The sequence below is a fragment of the Armatimonadota bacterium genome, from assembly GCA_013359125.1.
Taxonomy (GTDB): domain Bacteria; phylum Armatimonadota; class Fimbriimonadia; order Fimbriimonadales; family GBS-DC; genus JABWCR01.
This window is the reverse complement of record JABWCR010000005.1, coordinates 96,242-115,362: the sequence shown is the minus strand read 5'-3', so window position 1 is coordinate 115,362 and position 19,121 is coordinate 96,242. Positions and strand designations below refer to the sequence as shown.

The following is a 19,121-nucleotide window of genomic DNA, read 5'->3' as shown; positions in this document are numbered from 1 at the left end:
ACGCCGACAGAACTTAGAACTGTGAGTAGGATAATCCAGCCAAATCGCATGGAATCTGATTCGACCTGAGCAGGTCGAACCCTGCCCGTGTCGAACCAAAAAGCAAACGGAGGAACATCATGGCTCGCCCTGTTACGCTGTTCACCGGCCAATGGGCCGATCTTTCTTTAGAGACCATGGCCATCAAGGCCAAGTCGTTCGGATACGACGGCATCGAACTCGCCTGCTGGGGCGATCACTTTGACGTTCAGCAGGCTCTGGCCGATCCGGGCTATGTCCATACGCGCTGGGAGATCCTTAATCGCCACGGTTTGTCTTGCTTCGCCATCAGCAATCACTTGGCCGGTCAGGCCGTCTGCGACCGCATAGACGAGCGGCATCAGGCCATTCTCCCGCCGCGAATCTGGGGCGACGGCGAACCGGAAAGCGTCCGAAAGCGTGCCGCACAGGAGATGATCGACACCGCCAGAGCCGCGCGCAAACTGTTCGACGCCGCGCCCAACAGGCCAAAACGCGCTGTGGTCAACGGCTTTACCGGCAGTTCTATCTGGCATCTGCTCTATTCGTTTCCCCCTGTTCCTCCCGCCATGATCGACCGCGGTTTTGAAGACTTCGGTTCTCGATGGAAGCCGATTCTGGACGCCTTTGATTCAGAGGGCGTCGATTTTGCGCTCGAGGTTCATCCCACCGAGATTGCCTTCGACATTGTAACGGCAGAGCGAGCGATCGAGGCGGTCGGGGGGCATCGACGCTTCGGCTTCAACTATGACCCCAGCCATTTGGGTTATCAGGGCGTCGATTATGTCGGCTTCATCCGTCGCTTTGGAGACCGCATCTTCCACATGCACGTCAAGGACGTCTGGTGGGAGGGCAGCAACGCCAGCCAAGCGGGCGTCTTTGGCGGCCACATCGGATTTGGCGATTGGCGGCGCTATTGGGACTTTCGCTCGCCCGGGCGTGGAAGCATCGACTTCGAAGCGATCATCCGAGCGCTGAACGACGTTGGCTATAATGGCCCGCTGTCGGTGGAGTGGGAAGACAGCGGCATGGATCGCGAGCACGGAGCGATGGAGGCGTGCGAGTTCGTCCGCGGTCTCGATTTCGAACGGTCGCACGTTGCCTTCGACGCCGCCTTCGAAAAATAGGCCGAAGGTATAATCCGGCAGCCATGCCCAAGTACAAAATCGTAACCTGGGGCTGCCAGATGAACGAGGAAGACTCCGAACAAATGGGTCTCTCTCTGCAGAGTCGCGGCTACCGCCCGGCGCGTCGATGGGAGGAAGCCGACGTCGTGCTTCTCAACACCTGCTCGGTGCGGCAAAAACCCGAAGACAAAGCGTTCAGCCTCTTGGGCGAGATTCGCCAGATCAAAGCCGAGCGGCCCGAAATGATCGTGGGCGTGTGCGGCTGCATGACGCAAATTCGAGGCGACGAGATCAAGCAGCGAGCGCCCTTTGTCGATTTGATCGTGGGTACGGCGCACGTCGGCCAGGTGGGCGATATGGTGGACGAGGCGCTGCGGCTTCGGCGCCGCTCCGTACGGCTAGAACTGCCCGAGCGAAAGGGTTCGGTCGTAACCGATGTGCCCCAGCGCAACGTCGATCGCGCGCCGAAACTCAAGGCCTTTGTGCCCATCCAGTACGGTTGCGACAAGTTCTGCACCTTCTGCATCGTGCCGACGACTCGCGGCAGAGAACGAAGCCGTCCGACCGAGCACATCGTTGAAGAGGTTCGCGCTTTGGCCGAACGCGGCACGAAAGAGATCGCGCTCCTGGGCCAAACGGTTAACTCCTACGGCAAGAATTTGTTGGAAGGCCGAGTGCCTTTTGCAAAGCTGTTAAGTTTGTTGAACGACATCCCGGGAATCGAGCGCATCCGGTTCACCTCCCCCTATCCGCGCGATTTTAAGGACGACCTGATCGAGGCGATGGCCGAACTGCCCGCCGTCTGCGAGCACATCCACTTTCCGCTCCAATCGGGCGACGATGATGTGCTCAAAGCCATGCGCCGGGTCTATACGGTCGACAGTTACAAAGAGATCGCCCAAAAGATCCGAGACCGCATACCGGACATCTCGATGACCACGGACATCATTGTCGGGTTCCCCGGCGAGACCGAGGAACAGTTCCAGAACACTCTGCGCGTCGTCGAAGAGTTGCGGTTCGATGGCGCCTTCATGTTCGCCTACAGCCCTCGACCGGGCACGCCCGCGGCAGAGATGGAAGATCAGATTCCTCATGATGCCAAGTTCGACCGGTTGCAAAGACTGATCGAACTGCAAAATCGAATCACGGTCGAGAAGAATCAGGCTCAGGTCGGCCAACTGTTCGAGGTCTTGGCCGAAGGCAGAAGCAAGAAAAACCCTGCGCTGCTGGCCGGCTTTAACCGACAGAACAAAATGATGCATTTCGAAGGCGACGACAAGATGGCGGGCCGACTGGTGAAGGTTCGCGCAATCAAAGCCCACCTTTGGGGGTTCTATGGGGAGGCGGTTTCGTGAGAAAACTCCGTTTGAGCCTTGAATACTGCGTGCCTTGAGACTACTCGCCGCAAGCGGTCAGTTTGACCGACAAGCTCCTTTCTAATTACGGCTGGTACATCGAGTCGTTCGAGATTATCCCTGCTAGCAAAGGCAAGTTCGAATTCGCCATTGACGGAGAATTGGTCTACTCTAAGCTTGCAACGGGACGACACGCGACCTGGGACGAGATCAGGCGCGAAATCGATAAACGTCTAAACGATTAACGATATCCGCCTTCGCCCAAAAGAGGCACAAAAGCGCACTCGACCGAATGCCTGACAGACAGTTCGTCGCCTTGCCTGGTATATACGGTCAGACGCTGAGATTCGCGCCCGCCGATAGGGGCGATCAACCTCCCGCCATTCGTCGAGAGTTGGTCCATTAGCGCGGTCGGCGGCGAGGGCGCAGCGCAGCTCATGACGACCGCATCGTAAGGAGCATAGGGCTGGTACCCAAGGCTTCCATCGCCAATCACCGATACAAGGTTTGTCAAACCCTCCTTCTTCCAGGCTTGCCGCGCCCGTAGCGCCAACTCGGTACATTGTTCGATGACCACAACCCGCCTGGCCAATTTTGCCAATATCGAAGCCTGATAGCCGCTCCCTCCACCGACCTCCAATACGACGCTTTCTGGTTCGATCTCCGCTAGCTCGGTAATCAGCGCCACCAACGAGGGCTGGGAGATGGTTTGATCGAACCCAATGGGCAAAGCCCGATCGACGAGCGCGAGGGACGCCTGCTCCTCGGGCACATAGAGGCGGCGAGGCGTGTTGGCAATCGCCTTCAAAACGCGAGGATCGCGCACGCCTTTCTGCTCGATCTCCCTGATCAACTCCTCCTGCTCGTTCATGGCGCCGCGTTCACAAAAAAGATGGTCGAATGATCGTCCGCGCCGATCAAGCGGGCAAACTCCTCGACCGATTGAGGCGATCCAGCGACAAGCAGGGTCTCCGTGGTCCGATCGGACGCAATTCGCATTGCTTCTACCGGCAGATCGGGCAACTCGCCCATCGCAACCGAGCGCTCTAACCGCACCAATCCCAAAGCGCGAGCGCGCCGGTCCGTCGATTCGATCGCAGAAAAACCTTCGATTTTGGGCTCCTCCGCCGATGCGCCGACGCACCCAGAACCCGACCGCCAAAGGCCGAGAACCTCAATGCCCGCCTTTTCCAGCGCGTCGGCGGCTTCGTGCCAACCCATTGGGGCGTTAAACAGCCAGATCGCCATGCGGTAAACTTCTTCGAGCAGGCGCGCATCTTCCCTGCGTTCAACTAATGCCGCTTTGCGTGGGCGTCGCTTTTCGTCGAGTTTCGCGGGCTTACTGGTTTGACCCGGGCAACCTGCTCGATCTCCAGGTGGGCGACCGCGTTGTCATCGAGGCCGCCTCAGGCTACGAGATCGCGGACGTCTCCTTCCCGCCGCAACTGATCTCAGAGTCGGACATCGACCCTCCCCTCAAGTCCGTATTGCGAAAGGCGACCGCCGAAGATCTGCGAACGGAGCAGCAAAACATCGAAAAAGCAAAACAGGCCTTCGCGCTCTGCCGAGAGAGGGCTAAAAAACACAACGTTCCGATAAAAGTCGCCCATGCCGAATACAACTTGGAAGGCACGCAGGCGACGATCCTGTTCACAGCAGAGAGCCGCGTCGACTTTCGCGAACTCGCCAAAGACCTCGGGCGCACGTTGCGATGCCGGGTGATGCTCTATCAAATCGGATCGCGCGACCATGCAAAAATCGTGGGCGGCATCGGTCCCTGCGGGCTGACCACCTGCTGTAGCACATTTCTCAAAGACTTTGCCGCCGTAACCATGAAAATGGCCAAGGATCAAAGCCTCTTCCTCAATCCGGTCAAGTTCTCCGGCATGTGCGGCAAACTGATGTGCTGCCTAAAGTACGAGTACGACACGTATGTCGATATGCGGGTCGCGCTGCCCAAGATCGGCATGATGGTTCGCACCCCCCAAGGCGTTGGGCGCGTGATGGAATTGGCTGTCCTCAAGAGCTTCATCCATGTCGAACTGGAGCCGTCCCGCGAAACCGCAACTTTCCATGCCAGCGAGGTGCATTGGGACGAGAAGCCCACCGGTGGATGCGGATCGTGCAGCCGCCGGCACGAGTATCGATCCAGCGCCGATTCGCCCGTAGGCGACTATGGATTGGGCGACGGCAGCGGATGCCGAACCCGATTCAGCCCGATCGAACCTGACGACGAGAGCCTGACCGATGGCTGACGCCTTGGTGCTCGGCGCGGGAAGCTGGGGTACAGCGCTCGCGATCCTGTTGGCCCAGAAGGGGCTGAAGGTCGATCTTTGGGGAAGAGACCCCGAACAGATCGAACAGATGAAGCGGGATCGAGCTAACGGGCGGTACCTGCCCAATGCGCCGTTTCCCGATACGCTCTGTCCCGTAACAGAGCCCGCGCCGTCGCCCGTCGTCGTGGTAGCCGTGCCCTGTTCGGCCGCGCGCGAGGTGTTGGAACGCGCGCGCTTCGACAGCCCCATCTATGTGCTGGCCTCGAAAGGATTAGAAATGGGCACCGGATTGAGACCTTCCGAGACTCTGTTACAGGTCGTCGGTTCGGCTCGGTTCGCCGCTCTCTCGGGCCCAAACTTGGCGACAGAATTGGCCCAGGGCGTCCCGACCGCCACCGTCGCCGCCTCGCCCGATCGAGAGACGGCGAAATCCGTGCAAGCCATGTTCATGTCTGCCTGTCTGCGCGTTTACACCAATTCCGATGTGGCAGGCGTCGAGTTAGGCGGCGGTCTCAAAAATGTCTATGCGATCAGCGCGGGCATGAGCGACGGCCTCGGTTTTGGGGACAACACCAAAGGCGCGCTGCTTACTCGAGGGCTGGCAGAAATGACCCGGTTGGGAGTTGCGTGCGGCGCCAAACGAGAAACCTTCACCGGTCTCAGCGGCGTGGGCGACCTGATCGCGACCGCCTGCAGCCGCCTTTCTCGCAACTATCGGCTGGGTCGAGCAATCGGCGAGGGCGCGCCGCCTCAAACCGCGTTGAACGAGTTGGGCCAGGTGGCCGAAGGCTTTAACACGGCCATGGAGGGCGAGAAACTGGCCGCAAGGGTCGGCGCAGAAGCGCCCATCATGAGCGTCGTCGCCGCAACGCTTCGCGGCGAGACGACCCCCGCTCAAGCGCTGGCATCGCTCATGTCGCGCCCACCAAAGGAAGAGAATGAGACTTTTGCTTGACTTGGGCGCCGAGCGAATCGCGCTTGGGCTGATTTCAGGCACTTCGATGGACGGAATCGACGCGGCGGTCGTCCGATTGAGCGGCGATCCGCCAACGATCGAAACTCTGTCAAGCGTATGTCAACCCTATTCCGAATCCACCCGGCTCGCCCTGTTCGACTTGATCGATAACGGTTCGCTCGCGCTCTACGCTAAGTTAGATCGCGAACTAGGCGAACTTTTCTCGGACGCTGGAACGGAGGCTATCCGTTCCGCCGGATTACAGGCTGTGGACGTCGTCGGCAGTCATGGTCAAACGGTTTGGCACGAGCCGAACGGACCGTTTGCCAACACTGTGCAAATCGGCTCGCCCGCAGTCATAGCGCGGCGACTGCAAGCGCCCGTGGTCGCCGACTTTCGTACCGCCGATATAGCGGCTGGCGGCCAAGGCGCGCCCCTCGTCCCCTATCTCGATTGGCTCGTGCTAAAAGATCGCGCCCCCGCAATCGCCCTGAACATCGGCGGCATCGCCAATCTGACGATCGTGCAACCCGGCGGTCCAGAGAAGATGATCGCCTTTGACGCCGGCCCGGGCAACTGCCTGATCGATCTCTTGGTCGCTCGGGCAACGGGCGAGAAATATGACCGTGATGGAGGACTGGCAGCCTTAGGGCAGGTGGATGAAGGGGCGCTCGCTGCCTATCTCAACCTTGCCTACTTTGGTAAACCGCCGCCCAAGTCGACCGGCCGCGAACTGTTCAACAAAGAGTTCCTAGGAGAGAGTGCTGTGGCCGACCCGTTGGCCCACATTGCAACTATAACCGAACTAACCGCACGGTCCATTGCCCAGGCGATCGAACGCTGGGCGCCGAACGATGTAAAGGAACTCTACATTTCCGGCGGCGGGCTGCACAACAAGGAACTAGTCAGACGGATTGAAAATCACGGCTTCCGCCTCCATCCATACTCCGAACTAGGGATCGATTCAGACGCGAAAGAGGCGATCCTATTCGCCGTATTGGCCGATGCAAGACTGCGAGATGCGCCCGTCTCCTTTCCAGGCACGACCGGCGTGTCCGAACCGACGCGCTTAGGCGCGATCTACTGGTGATCGGTCATCCACGTCGCGCCCCAATCGATCAAGCGTTGCAGGACTTCGTTTAGGGCCCTGCCTTTGGCGGTCAATTCGTATTCAACATTGGGAGGCATCGCGCTCACCACGCGCCGCTCGACGATGCCGTCCTGCTCCAATCGTCGCAATCGGGTGCAGAGCGTCCTTGGATTGACGCCGACACTCTTTGCCAGTTCATTGAACCGCATGACTCCCGGCTCCAGCGCTCGGACGATCTGCATCGTCCACCGGCAACCCAGCAGTTCCATAGTCGCCTGGGCCGGGCAAAACTCGTCGCCGCGCAGAATCTTGCTCTTAACTCCCTTCATTCTCCTACTCTATATACCTTCGCAAGGCCGATTCGGTTCGCACAAAAAAAGGGCCGCAGGCTCAGCCCGCGACCCGATGCCGCAGATTCTGAGCCTACTTACTCGAGGCTCTTCTTGACCGTTTCGGTCATCTTGCGCTCCATGGCCTCGCTCACCCCGTCAAATCGGTAGACGATCGTTCGCCTTGTATCGATGACGATAGTGCAGGGAAGGCTCTTGATGGAGTATCTGGATTGGCCTTGCTTATCCTTCAACTCCATGCCAACAGGGAGCGACAGCTTGTTCTTGGTCATCCATTGACTGACGATTTTCGAATCGGAGTCGTCGACAACGGCGCCAACGAAGAAGGGTTTGCCTTTGAACGTCTCTTGAAGTTTCTGAGTTCTCTGAACCGCACGGGTCCAGTTTGTATCGCTCGTCTTGCCAAAGGTCAAGACCAGCGCTTTTCGCGGGTTAACTCAGACGTAGCACATCTCTTTGCCGGACTTGATGTCGTTTACATCGAAGGCGGGCGCCCTCTTACCGATCATCACGTCCGATTCCGTCGCCTTCTGGCCTTGGAATCCCAAGCATAGGAAGGCGGCTGCAACGATGGGAAACAACAATCTCATCGAGAGGCCTCCTTAGACATAAACTATACCCCGATTCTTGGCAAGTCTACAAGAAATGCTGAGCGATCTCAGATGCCCATAATCGACCCTCGTCCGTCAGGCGCAACTTGGAACTCTCAACGCAGACCCGATCCTGAGCCGCGAGGATTTGAATAGTCTCCGCAAATCTCTCGCGCACGGGCAGGCAGAACCTTGATTCCAACGCCTCCAAATCGATTCCGTCGTTCAGTCGCAATCCCAGCATGATCGTCTCGCCGACCCTCGCCCAACCCCCTAACTTCTCGGTATCAAGCACAAGGCTCTCCCCATTTTCAACGCGAGCAACGTACTCTCTTGGGTGCTTGATGTTCATCCACCGACACCCATCGACGCCAGAAACCGCTCCCGGACCAAACCCAACATAGTCCTGATTGCGCCAATAGACCAAATTGTGCTCGCACTCGAATCCAGGCTTGGCATAGTTCGAGATCTCATACTGCCGATATCCGGCGGCCAAAGTCATCGATTCCGCCAGGCGCTGCATCTCGATCTGAACATCGTCGTCCGGTACCGTCAGCAAGCCCTTCTGATAGTCGTGATAAAAACGAGTGTTAGGCTCCAAAGTCAGACAATAGAGCGATAAATGCTCAGGTTCGAGCGCCATCGCGGCTTTTAGATTCGATCGCCAACGCTGAATCGCCTGGCCGGGCAGCGCATAGATCAAATCCAGATTCAGATTGTCAAAACCAGCCCCCCTAGCCCATCTGACCGCCTGACCGATCTCGTCGGGAGAGTGAATCCGATCCATAATCTTCAGCTCGCCGCTATCGAACGACTGCGCGCCAAAACTGATGCGATTGAAGCCTGCCGAGCGCATGACCCGCAACTGATCCAACGTAACGCTGCCCGGGTTCGCCTCGCTGGTGATCTCTCCCTCGACCTCAAACGCGCTGCAAACTGCGGCCAAAATTCGCGCCAACTGCTCGCCAGAGAGAAAAGTCGGCGTCCCCCCGCCAAAGAAAACCGTCTCAACTCTCGAACCTTTATACTCCGAAGTTGAAATCTCACGAATCACAGCATCGACAAATCGATCGACGATCTCGCCCGAAAGGGCGAACGAATTGAAATCGCAATAGCCGCACTTGACATGACAAAACGGCACGTGCACATAGACCGAAAGCGGCATGATCACACGGCCGAAGCTTGCGCGCTCTGAACGACCGCCCGATCGCTCGGCTCCAAGACTGCCTGCACCAGCCCAAAGAACAACGGATGCGGTCGATTCGGGCGCGACTTGAACTCAGGATGGAACTGACTGGCAATGAAATACGGGTGATCGATCAGTTCGATGATCTCGACCAGTTTTCCATCGGGGCTGACGCCCGACAGCCTCATGCCGGCGGCTTCCAACTGATCGCGAAACTCGTTGTTCACTTCGTACCGATGTCGGTGGCGCTCATAGGCCACTGCATCGCCGTAGGCGCGCGCGGCCAAAGATCCGGGCTCCAGCCGACACGGATAAACGCCCAACCGCATCGTGGCGCCCTTGTCGTCAATGTTGCGCTGCTCGGGCAGTAAATGAACGACCGGATAAGGCGTCTGCTGGTCGTTCTCTTCGGTGTTGGCGTCGGTCAGCCCGAGCACATTGCGCGCAAACTCAATAACGGCCATTTGAAGCCCGTAGCACAATCCCAAGTAAGGCTTATTTCGAGTTCGAGCATATTCTATCGCCAAAATCTTGCCCTCGGCGCCGCGGCTGCCATATCCGCCCGGCACTACCACTCCATCAACATTCGCCAAGGCACGTTCCGCGCCTTGGTCTTCAACCGTAGTCGAATCGATCCAATCCAGATGCACTCGGCAATCGTGCGCGATGCCCGCGTGAATCAGCGCCTCTTGAACTGAGAGATAGGCGTCGCGATTCTCGATGTACTTGCCTACAATGGCAATCCGGCACGACTTGGACGGCGCATTGGCGCGGCGCGCGATCTCTTCCCATTCCATCATGTTCGCCGGTTCTGTTCGCGGCAAGCCAAGCCGATCCGCCACCAGATCGCCCAATCCCGAACGCTCGTACATCAAGGGAATCTCATAGATCGTCTCGGCATCGAGAGCTTCGATCACGCCTGCGCGCTGCACATCGCAAAACATCGATATCTTGTCCCGCATCTCTTCCGACAGCGGCTTCTTGCTACGACAAATCAGCACATCGGGCGCAATTCCGATCTCGCGCAGCTTGATGACGCTGTGCTGGGTCGGCTTGGTCTTCAGTTCGTCCCACGGCCCTACGCCAGGGATCATCGTAACGTGAATGTACATGCAATTTTCCGAACCGACGTCCTTTCTCAATTGCCGGATAGCTTCTAGAAACGGCAGACCCTCGATGTCGCCCACCGTGCCCCCCACCTCGGCAATCACCACGTCCGCATTTTGCAATCGCCCAGCCAATAGGATGCGCTCTTTGATCTCGTTGGTGATGTGAGGAATGACCTGAACCGTGTTGCCCAGGTAGTCGCCCTTGCGCTCCTTATCGATGACGGCCTTGTAAACCCGACCGGCTGTAACATTGGAATCCCGAACGCAGTCCACATCCATAAAGCGCTCGTAATGCCCCAAATCAAGATCGGTCTCCGCGCCGTCGTTGGTAACGAACACCTCTCCGTGCTGGTAGGGGTTCATCGTGCCCGCATCGACGTTGATGTAGGGGTCCAGTTTGATCGGAGCCACGCTAAAGCCCCGGTTGCGCAACATCCGTCCTATGCTTGCGGTGGCGATGCCCTTGCCGATAGAACTAACGACGCCGCCCGTAACAAAAATGTACTTGCCCATGACGATCCTCCATGAATAATGCCCGACGAAAATCGATAGGGGGATCGACTGCTTCTGCCTTCATCAACTATACCCCAACCGTCAACCTGTGCGGAAGGTACAATAACCGCCCCAATGAGCGAATTCGATCCGTCGCAAGAGCTGCCCAAGACGTACGATCCGGCCTCGGTCGAACAGCGAACCTATGCCTGGTGGACCGACAAGGGCCTGTTCGACGCCGACATCGAGGACGACGCCCGCCCGCGCTACAGCATCGCCATCCCCCCGCCCAACATCACCGGATCGCTGCACATGGGCCACGCCCTTTGCTATGGAATCCACGACCTGATTATACGCTGGCGAAGAATGATGGGCGACAACGTGCTGTGCGTGCCCGGCACCGACCATGCCGGCATCGCCACGGAAAACGTGGTCTCGCGCGAGCTGCGAAAGCAGGGCATCGACCGTCGACAGATCGGCCGCGAGGAGTTTGTGCGCCGCGTCTGGGCTTGGCGCCAGGAGTACGGTAGCGCCATTCTCAATCAGTTTCGCCGTTTGGGTTGCTCGTTCGACTGGCGCTTTACCCGTTTCACCCGCGATGACGACTACACCGGCGCCGTCTACGAGACCTTTGAACGATGGTGGCGCGACGGACACCTTTACATAGGTCAGCGAATTGCCAACTGGTGCCCGGGATGCCGCACCAGCATATCGGACATCGAAATCGAAACCGAAGAAGAAGCCGCAAAGCTCTATAAAGTGCGCTATCCCTTGGTCGGGCGGGAAGGCTATATCGTGGTCGCGACCACGCGCCCAGAGACGATCTTGGCCGATGTGGCCGTGGCTGTCAATCCTAAGGACGAGCGATATGCCGGTCTGATCGGCGCGCGCCTGACCGTGCCCCTGGTCGGAAGGGAAGTCGAACTGATCGCCGACGACTATCCCGATCCCGAATTTGGCACCGGCGCCGTAAAAGTAACCCCCGCGCACGACCCGAACGACTACGAAATCGGCGTCCGGCACAATCTGCCGCGCCCCGTGATGCTGGCCGAGGACGCAACGGTCGATACATTGGCAATCCGCGAAGAACTGGGACAACCTGAGCATCCTTTTTTGACCAAATACCACGGCCTAGATCGATTCGAAGCCCGAAAAGCGCTCGTCGCTGACTTAGAAGAACAGGGACTGCTCGAATCGGTCGAGGATTATCGAGTGCCCCTAGGCCGATGCGAGCGATGCCACAGCGTGATCGAACCGCTTCTGAGCGAGCAGTGGTACTGCCGAATGAGCGAGCTCAGCAAACCCTGCATTGAGGTCGTCGAGCAGGATCGAGTAACGTTCGTGCCCGAACGGTATCGCGAAATCTACCTGGAATGGATGCGCAACGTTCGCGATTGGAACATCGCCCGACAACTCTGGTGGGGGCACCAGATACCCGCTTGGTATTGCCGAACCTGTCATCCAGACGACTTTGAGGCGACGAGCGACCCGCACGAGCCGTGGCGTTTGGTTCGCCGCCGCAACCCCATCGTTCAGCGAGACCGACCGGATGTCTGTCCGCAATGCGGCGGCAGCGAACTGATCCAAGACCCCGATGTGCTCGATACCTGGTTTTCGTCCGCCATCTGGCCCCACGCCGTCATGGGCTGGCCCAAGCAAACCCCCATGCTAGAGCGCTTTTACCCGACCAACCTGCTCATCACCGCGCGCGACATCCTCTACCTCTGGGTCGCCCGCATGATCATGACCGGCATGGACCACATGGGCGAAATCCCCTACCATCAGGTCTATATCTACGCCACAGTGCTGAACAAAGAGGGCAAACGGATGTCCAAATCGCTGGGCACCGGGGTCGATCCGTTAGACCTTATTGAAGAGTTCGGCGTGGACGCTCTGCGCTGGTCTCTACTGAGCCAGGCGGGGATGCAACAAAGCATCCGATTTCACGAAGAGCGCGTTACCACCGCCCGCAACTTTGCCAATAAGATCTGGAACGCCGCCCGATTTGTGCTGATGAACCTGGATTCGGAGTTCCTGGCCGAGTACGATGACAATCTGCCGAGCTCCTTCACTCTGATGGATCGCTGGATGGTGAGCCGGTTGGCAGCGGCCAGCCAGGCTGTGCGCGAGGGATTTGAGAGCTACCAACTGAACGAGGCAGCGGACGCCCTGCACCAGTTCATTTGGAACGAGTTCTGCGACTGGTATGTGGAGGCCGTGAAACCAAGGCTGCAAGAGCCCTTGACGCGGCGGGATGCGCAACGGGTCTTGGTCTTCGTGCTCGACCGAGCGCTGAGGCTGTTGCACCCGTTCATGCCGCACATTACGGAGGAGATCTGGCAAGCGCTGCCGCACCAAGGCGAGAGCATCATGCAAGCGCCGTTCCCCGATCCAAACGAACTGCCGCGCGACCCAGACAGCGAGAACTCGGCAGAACGCCTCTTCGAAGCGATCCGCACGATCCGCAACCTCCGCGCCGAGATGGGCGTCTCGCCCGGCAACGTAACCGGCACAGCCTACCTGCAGACCGACGATGAGACGATGCGGCAGTGCATTCACAACGACCTCGACCTGATCAAACGTCTGGCCTGGATGCAATCGGCACAGATCGGCGCCCCCCAAGGCAAATCCGTGGCGCAGGTGATCGGCGGCATCGAGATCGCAATCCCGCTTGAAGGCATGATCGATCTGGAAAAGGAAGCCGCGCGCCTTCAAGGCGAAATCGCTAAAGCCGAGGCCGACCTCAGACGAACCCAAGGCAAGCTCCGCAATCCCCAGTTCCTAGAAAAAGCAAACCCCGAGATCGTCCAAAAAGAGCGCGACTGGGAACAGGAACTCCTCGACCGCCTGCGCAAACTCTCCGCAAGGCTGGAGGATATAAAGGGGTGAGGATTAATGTGCGCTGCGAGGTTGCGATGCCTCCACGCCCGTAGGTGTGGAGGCTGAGAATCTGAGTACAAATCCGCCGGGGACGCCCCCAAAAAGAGGAACTCTGTTCCCTCCGCAGGACGCCGCACCGAACCAACCTCGCAAAATCGACTAAACCGCGCCCTAAGGAAGGTTCGAGGCAGACCTCTCGATTCAAAAGCCGCTCACGTTTATCATGGAACGGGAATCTGCAAAAAATGTAGCACAACTTTGAGTACGAATCCACGCCAATAGGTAAACTCCAAACACGCTCATGAAGATCGTTGTTCCGGCGCAAGAGAAGCCGAGCGCTAAAACTCCGGCAAGCCGACGCGCTCTCAACAATGAAGGAATCCGCCGGACTAATGTTGTACTATGTATCGGAGGTGGAACTATGATGCGCATTGTTTTTGCCGCGCTATTCCTGGCGACCTTGCCTGCCTTTGCTCAAGTTCGCGCCGATCTGTCGACCCACTACACCACCGATACGATTTTTGACAACATGGACACGGGCGCCGACTTTGACGGCTACTTCGACGCGCTCAACACCTACAACCTGATCGCTAACGGTCTTGGCTTCACGGCAGACGGACTGCCCGCCAATAGAATCGTCCCTTCGCTCGGCGCTATGGGCTTCTATCAACTGGGCGACTATTCGCGCGCGAACGCGATCAAGTTCTTTACCGGGGATAGCGCCTCGATCCCCATCCACATGCCTACCGATGAGATTGGGTTCTTAGGCGCCTCGGCCGACGGCAACTCTACTCTGAGAGTTACCGTGCACTACGCCGACAACTCGACCGAGGTGTTCGAAAACGGCTTTCGGGCGCCCGACTGGTTCAATGCGGCCAGCGGCGTGCCGTCACCTGTAACCGGACGCGATCGCGTACAGTGGAGCGCAGCCCAAAACCGATGGAACCTGCACAGTGCGAACGCCTGCAGGCTCTTTGAGTCGACCATCCTGCCGACCGGCGGACAAACCATAACGCACATTGTGGTGGAAGGTACGAACCTGTCCAACCCAGGTCGGACCGCAGCCAGCCTGTTCGCGGTTACTGCGCGCGTTGGCGCTACGTCTTTCCAGATCGACCTCAGCAGCTTGGCCAACACAGACGCCGTCTTTGACGGTACGGGCCCAAGCTCCGATGCGGGCGGGTTCTTCGATCAGTTCAACACTTTCAACTACACTGCGCCGACCGCTTCGTTTGCCTCTGTGGGGGTGCCGAACGACCGGCTTTTGACCTCGACCAACACCGGGCTGGGTCGCCATCTGCTGGCCGACTATCGCAGTCAAAACGCGATCGCCATGCTGTTCAACGCCGTTACCGTCGATGTGCCGCCGGGACGATATAAGCGAGTCGGCGTCGTAATTTCATCGGCGAACGGCGGATCAGAACTGGCCGTAGAGCGACATTACGACAGCGGCGATCCGGGATCGGAAACAACGCCCGTCCCCGACTGGTTCAACGCATCGGCGCCCGTTCCGACCATCCTAGGCGGCATGGATCGCGCGCAAAAGAACCTGATCGAGACCGCCTGGCGCTTTGAATTTCGTCGCGCCGCGCGGTTGTTCGAGTATGTCGGCGCTGTCGATCCTGCGCGCTCGTTAGCAAGCATCGGGATGGTCTATACCAATGGCCCGGGTGAGCCGTTCGTGTTCTCCATCAATCTTCAGCCTGCGGCCGATGTGAACAACAACGGCTGTGTGGACGATGCGGACTTGGCACAAGTGTTGGAGGACTTTGGCTCTACCAATCCGGCCAGCGACATAGACGGCAACGGCATCGTCGACGATGCCGACCTGGCCATCGCGCTCGAATCGTTCGGTCTAGGCTGCCATTAGGAGGAATCATGATCAAAGGCGTGCACGCAATGTTCTATTCGCCCGCAGCCGACGAGCTGCGGGCGTTCTTTAAGGAGAAACTTGGGCTCGATTGGTTCGACGCGGGCGGCAATTGGCCGATCTATCCGATAGCCGGAGAAGTAGGCTGCCACGAGGCGGACGGCAACAGCGCGGGCATCTCCTTCTACTGCGACGACGTGGCCGCGACGGTCGAATCGCTGAAAGCGCGCGGCGTCGTCTTTGCCGGCGATATCGAGGATCACGGCTATGGCTTGGTAACTTTCTTCGAGGCTCCAGGAGGCCTTAAAATCCAGCTCTACCAACCGCGATATTCAAAGCCATAAAGTGGCTTACTGGCGCATCGTCTGGCTGGGCGTTTGGACATCGGTCGCGTATGGAATCGCGCACGACCTTGTTACGGCGCACGTCAGTCCAGCCTACTTTTTGCCGCCTCATCACCCGGTGATAATCGACACAAAGTCGCCGTTGGCATTGGCATTGATCTGGGGCGTCTGGGCAACCTGGTGGATGGGACTGTTCGGCGGATTGTTGATGGGCGCTGCGTGCAGGGCGGGTCGCCTGCCTAAGTTAGAGGCCAGGGACATTCAACCCGCGCTGCTGAAGTGTCTGGCCGTTCTATGGGCATTAGCCATGCTCTCAGGGTTGGCGATTTATCTGTTCGGCGGCTTTGTTCTGGGCTGGGATGAGAAAGTCGCGGATCGTAGACTGTTCGCCGTCGCGATCGCGCACATGGTCAGTTATTCGGGCGGGACCGTCCTAATCATAGGGCTTTCTATTTGGGCGATTCGGAGGCGGATGAGAAAGCATTTAGAGCATTAGATTGCTCGAACGGTTAGGATCGCTGGCAAACGCCTTCCAGCCTGCACCCAGTGCTTGCCGTTCGCGTACAACGCCGCCGATTTGCTTTTTTCTATCTGTCGGAAGTCAGATCCTCCCCATCATCGCATACAGCGGCATCGCGATAGGGCGCGGGGTTGCGGGATCGCCCCACTCCGCGGCCAGAAGGGGATAGACCTCTGACAGAAGGCCGATTCCAGTCCGTTCGACATATCGCCGAACGCCCGACCAAGTGTTCACATAGGCCATCAGCCGAGGCAAATCCCAGGTAACTTCAATGCTGAAGGGAGGCGTCTCAATGCGTTCGAACGGGAAGGGAATGTCTCGATAACCGTTGGTCAATAGTCGAACGCCGCCCGCCCAATCGCCCTTTACTGGCTCCAAAACGCGCTCTCTGAACGCCGAGTCGAACGCCGGAGAGACGTTGAAATCGGTGTACCCCCAAATGCCGATCACCGCGCCGGGGCGTGCTACGCGCACGGCCTCGGCATAAAAGCGCTCAACATCGAACCAATGGACGGCTTGCGCCGCGCAGATCGCATCAAAGCAGGCATTAGGGAAGTCAGTCGCTTCGGCGGCCTGCACCGAATAGTCGATACGCGAATGGGCCGTCGCCCGACTGATCTGTTCTTCGCTTTTGTCCGTCGCGCAGACCCTCTCGAACCGTTCGGCCAGGTCGATCGCGGCCTGCCCATTGCCTGTCGCACAATCCCAGGCCAAGCGTCGTCCCGGCGCCTGATCGGCAATAAAATCGAACAGGCCCACTGGATATCGGGGTCTGAACGCCGCGTATTGGTCGGCCCACGCTCCAAACTCCATAGTGCATTATCATAGCCCACAATCCCCGCAAACGTGTCAGTGTTGCCGAGGACAGATGGAGGTAAACTATCGAACGAGGTGATTACCATGAAAGGATTGTTTGCTTCTCTTGCCGCGCTTGCATGCGTCGGCACTTTCGCTCAGGCGGTCATAATCATGCCTGACAGTACCAACAACCGAACCGTGCTTTTCAACCCGCAAGACGGCAGCGTGATCAATGGCGCCTACTTTGCTTTAGCAGCCGGAACGCCGATCCACGCCATGCGGGTGGGCGATGAGATCTGGGTGTCCGAGCAGATCGGCGATCGTGTTTCGCGCTGGTCTCTAACGGGAACGTTTCTGGGTCAGATCGGTACAGCAGGCTTCGACAACATTCGCGGAATGGGCCGAGTTGGCGACACGATCTACGTAACCAACGCTGGTACTGCCAATGGCGCCCCTGGCAATGCGGTCGTGATGCTGGATCCGTCAGGCGCACCATTGGGGTCTTTCAGTACGGTCGGCCTGGCCCCCGGCCCGTTTGGCGTGCTGGAGCATCAGAGCGGGATACTCGTGTCGTCCAGTTCGGCGAACGACGACATACACAAGTTTTCGCTGACAGGCACCCCTTTGGGAACGTTTCACAATACGACATCGCTGAACTTTGCCGAGCAGATGGCTTATGCGGCAGACGGTAACGTCCTAGTCGGTGGATTCTCGTCCAACAACGTCGTTCGCTTGGATGTAAATAGCGGCGCCCTCATCGACTCTTTTGCCGCATCGGGCGCTCGCGGCGTGATCCAACTTTGCAACGGCAACATCATGTGGACGAATGGCTCGGGCGCGCACATCCGCGACGTGGTTGCGGGCTCGTCGGCGCTCATATATGCGGGCGGCGGTCGATACCTCCAACTGATCCGCCTGAATGGCCCCGGCGATGTCAACGGCGATGGCTGTGTGGACGACACCGATCTGGCCATCGGCCTGGAGTCGTTCGGCATGGGATGCGAAGGCGTCCAGGCCGACCTGAACCTTGACGGCGTCGTCGACGATACGGACCTTGCGCTGGTTCTAGAGAATTTCGGCGTCGGCTGCTAATTCAAAGGCGCTTTGACCTTACTGGCAGAATTGCCTGGTCGTTTCAGGCAATTCTGCCTTATACTTTTCTCGAGGTGACAACAATGAGGAATTTCCTTGGAAGTTTGATGGCTGCCGCTTTGCTTGCTTCGGGCGCGTTGGCACAACCGTACATTATGATGCCGGACAGTACCAACAACCGCATCGTAACGTTCGATCCGTTTGACGGCTCCGTGATGAATCCTAACCTCTTCGCTTTGGCAGGCGGCACACCGATCCACGCCATGGTCGTTGGCAACGAGATCTGGGTGTCTGAACAAGGAGGCGACCGAGTTTCTCGTTGGTCCATGACGGGCACGCCGCTGGGACAAATCGGAACCGCTGGCCTGGACAACATCCGCGGCATGGGGTTAGTGGCTGGCACCGTCTACGTAACCAACGCAGGCACCGCAAACGGTGCACCCGGCAATGCGGTGGTAATGTTCGACACGAACGGCAACCCGATGGGATCGTTCACGACCACGGGATTGGCCCCCAGTCCGTTCGGCATTCTGGCGCATCAAGGCGGCATCTTGGTTTCTTCGAGCTCTGGCAACAACGACATCCACAAATTCAATCTGGCGGGCGGTTCGATCGGGGCGTTTCACAACTCGACCTCGCTGAACTTTGCCGAGCAGATGAACTATGCGGCCGATGGGAACGTGCTGGTTGCGGGCTTCTCGTCCAACAACGTAGTCCGGCTGGACGTCAACACGGGCGCATTGATCGAGTCGTTTGCCGCATCGGGCGCTCGCGGCGTCATTCAGCTGGGCAACGGCAACATCATGTGGACCAATGGCTCGGGCGCGCACGTCTTTAACGTAACGACGCGCACCTCCAGTCTGGTCTATTCGGGCGGCGGACGTTACCTGGAGTTGGTCCCCGAGCCTATGAGCCTGTTCGGCCTTGGCGCTGGTCTTGCTCTCTTGGCCCGCCGACGCCGAAAAGCCTAAAGTCAAGCAAAGTCGGTCGAAACTTCTACGCCCTGGCGGTGATTCATCGCCAGGGCGTTTTCACAAATCCTTAACGCAGGACAGCCCGCCTCACCGCC

The 19,121-nt window shown here is 58.5% G+C and carries 20 protein-coding genes; 12 read left to right on the top strand and 8 right to left on the bottom strand.

Annotated elements, in window-relative coordinates; all coding sequences use genetic code 11:
- Nucleotides 1–119 precede the first annotated feature (119 nt).
- The 3 genes from HUU60_04300 to HUU60_04290 all read left to right on the top strand — a co-directional run bounded on the left by HUU60_04300 (nucleotide 120) and on the right by HUU60_04290 (nucleotide 2,745).
- Nucleotides 120–1,145, top strand: a complete 1,026-nt coding sequence (locus HUU60_04300) for a sugar phosphate isomerase/epimerase (protein NUL81932.1) — start codon at nucleotides 120–122, stop codon at nucleotides 1,143–1,145.
- Nucleotides 1,146–1,168: 23 nt separating this feature from the next.
- Entirely contained in the window at nucleotides 1,169–2,500 is a 1,332-nt protein-coding gene (miaB, locus tag HUU60_04295; protein NUL81931.1) for a tRNA (N6-isopentenyl adenosine(37)-C2)-methylthiotransferase MiaB, read from the top strand.
- 62 nt (nucleotides 2,501–2,562) lie between these two features.
- Nucleotides 2,563–2,745, top strand: coding sequence for a hypothetical protein (locus HUU60_04290; protein NUL81930.1), 183 nt, complete (start codon nucleotides 2,563–2,565; stop codon nucleotides 2,743–2,745).
- Here the strand turns inward: HUU60_04290 and HUU60_04285 are convergent.
- Both HUU60_04285 and HUU60_04280 read right to left on the bottom strand, forming a co-directional pair.
- Nucleotides 2,742–3,371, bottom strand: a complete 630-nt coding sequence (locus HUU60_04285) for a protein-L-isoaspartate(D-aspartate) O-methyltransferase (GenBank protein ID NUL81929.1) — start codon at nucleotides 3,369–3,371, stop codon at nucleotides 2,742–2,744. The two genes, HUU60_04290 and HUU60_04285, sit on opposite strands and share 4 nt — an antisense overlap.
- Entirely contained in the window at nucleotides 3,368–3,748 is a 381-nt protein-coding gene (locus tag HUU60_04280; GenBank protein ID NUL81928.1) for a hypothetical protein, read from the bottom strand. Before HUU60_04280 ends, HUU60_04285 begins: the two co-directional genes overlap by 4 nt.
- 47 nt (nucleotides 3,749–3,795) lie before the next feature.
- On the opposite strand from HUU60_04280, the gene HUU60_04275 reads away from it, so the two are divergent.
- From HUU60_04275 to HUU60_04265, 3 genes are read left to right on the top strand one after another with little or no spacing between them, the layout of a single operon-like run.
- Nucleotides 3,796–4,755: a stage 0 sporulation protein gene (locus tag HUU60_04275; protein NUL81927.1), complete on the top strand. Its 960-nt coding sequence runs from the start codon at nucleotides 3,796–3,798 to the stop codon at nucleotides 4,753–4,755.
- On the top strand, nucleotides 4,748–5,731 hold the full coding sequence (locus tag HUU60_04270; protein ID NUL81926.1) for an NAD(P)-dependent glycerol-3-phosphate dehydrogenase: 984 nt from the start codon (nucleotides 4,748–4,750) through the stop codon (nucleotides 5,729–5,731). Before HUU60_04275 ends, HUU60_04270 begins: the two co-directional genes overlap by 8 nt.
- Complete coding sequence (locus tag HUU60_04265; protein ID NUL81925.1) at nucleotides 5,715–6,821, top strand: anhydro-N-acetylmuramic acid kinase; 1,107 nt, start codon at nucleotides 5,715–5,717, stop codon at nucleotides 6,819–6,821. The genes HUU60_04270 and HUU60_04265 overlap by 17 nt, the downstream gene beginning before the upstream one ends.
- Here the strand turns inward: HUU60_04265 and HUU60_04260 are convergent.
- The 5 genes from HUU60_04260 to HUU60_04240 form a co-directional block, all read right to left on the bottom strand.
- Entirely contained in the window at nucleotides 6,812–7,150 is a 339-nt protein-coding gene (locus tag HUU60_04260; GenBank protein ID NUL81924.1) for a helix-turn-helix transcriptional regulator, read from the bottom strand. The genes HUU60_04265 and HUU60_04260 overlap by 10 nt on opposite strands.
- 98 nt (nucleotides 7,151–7,248) lie before the next feature.
- A complete protein-coding gene (locus tag HUU60_04255) occupies nucleotides 7,249–7,584 on the bottom strand; it encodes a hypothetical protein (protein ID NUL81923.1) in 336 nt (111 codons plus the stop codon).
- A gap of 24 nt (nucleotides 7,585–7,608) precedes the next feature.
- Nucleotides 7,609–7,761: a hypothetical protein gene (locus tag HUU60_04250; GenBank protein NUL81922.1), complete on the bottom strand. Its 153-nt coding sequence runs from the start codon at nucleotides 7,759–7,761 to the stop codon at nucleotides 7,609–7,611.
- Between the two features lie 46 nt (nucleotides 7,762–7,807).
- The gene (gene hemW, locus HUU60_04245; protein ID NUL81921.1) at nucleotides 7,808–8,932 is read right to left on the bottom strand and encodes a radical SAM family heme chaperone HemW; all 1,125 of its coding nucleotides are present in this window, start codon (nucleotides 8,930–8,932) and stop codon (nucleotides 7,808–7,810) included.
- Entirely contained in the window at nucleotides 8,929–10,569 is a 1,641-nt protein-coding gene (locus HUU60_04240) for a CTP synthase (protein NUL81920.1), read from the bottom strand. The genes hemW and HUU60_04240 overlap by 4 nt, the downstream gene beginning before the upstream one ends.
- A gap of 114 nt (nucleotides 10,570–10,683) precedes the next feature.
- Between HUU60_04240 and HUU60_04235 the strand changes: the two genes are divergently transcribed.
- The 4 genes from HUU60_04235 to HUU60_04220 all read left to right on the top strand — a co-directional run bounded on the left by HUU60_04235 (nucleotide 10,684) and on the right by HUU60_04220 (nucleotide 16,138).
- On the top strand, nucleotides 10,684–13,437 hold the full coding sequence (locus tag HUU60_04235; GenBank protein NUL81919.1) for a valine--tRNA ligase: 2,754 nt from the start codon (nucleotides 10,684–10,686) through the stop codon (nucleotides 13,435–13,437).
- 412 nt (nucleotides 13,438–13,849) lie between these two features.
- A complete protein-coding gene (locus HUU60_04230; GenBank protein NUL81918.1) occupies nucleotides 13,850–15,298 on the top strand; it encodes a hypothetical protein in 1,449 nt (482 codons plus the stop codon).
- A gap of 8 nt (nucleotides 15,299–15,306) precedes the next feature.
- A complete protein-coding gene (locus HUU60_04225; GenBank protein ID NUL81917.1) occupies nucleotides 15,307–15,642 on the top strand; it encodes a VOC family protein in 336 nt (111 codons plus the stop codon).
- Between the two features lies 1 nt (nucleotide 15,643).
- Entirely contained in the window at nucleotides 15,644–16,138 is a 495-nt protein-coding gene (locus tag HUU60_04220) for a hypothetical protein (protein ID NUL81916.1), read from the top strand.
- A 105-nt stretch (nucleotides 16,139–16,243) separates the two neighbouring features.
- Here the strand turns inward: HUU60_04220 and HUU60_04215 are convergent, their stop codons facing one another.
- Nucleotides 16,244–16,975, bottom strand: a complete 732-nt coding sequence (locus HUU60_04215) for a class I SAM-dependent methyltransferase (GenBank protein NUL81915.1) — start codon at nucleotides 16,973–16,975, stop codon at nucleotides 16,244–16,246.
- A gap of 87 nt (nucleotides 16,976–17,062) precedes the next feature.
- Between HUU60_04215 and HUU60_04210 the strand changes: the two genes are divergently transcribed.
- Nucleotides 17,063–18,052: a hypothetical protein gene (locus HUU60_04210; protein NUL81914.1), complete on the top strand. Its 990-nt coding sequence runs from the start codon at nucleotides 17,063–17,065 to the stop codon at nucleotides 18,050–18,052.
- Between the two features lie 83 nt (nucleotides 18,053–18,135).
- Nucleotides 18,136–19,023 carry a PEP-CTERM sorting domain-containing protein gene (locus tag HUU60_04205; protein ID NUL81913.1) on the top strand — a complete coding sequence of 296 codons (888 nt, stop codon included), beginning with the start codon at nucleotides 18,136–18,138 and terminating at the stop codon, nucleotides 19,021–19,023.
- The last annotated feature ends 98 nt before the right edge of the window (nucleotides 19,024–19,121 follow it).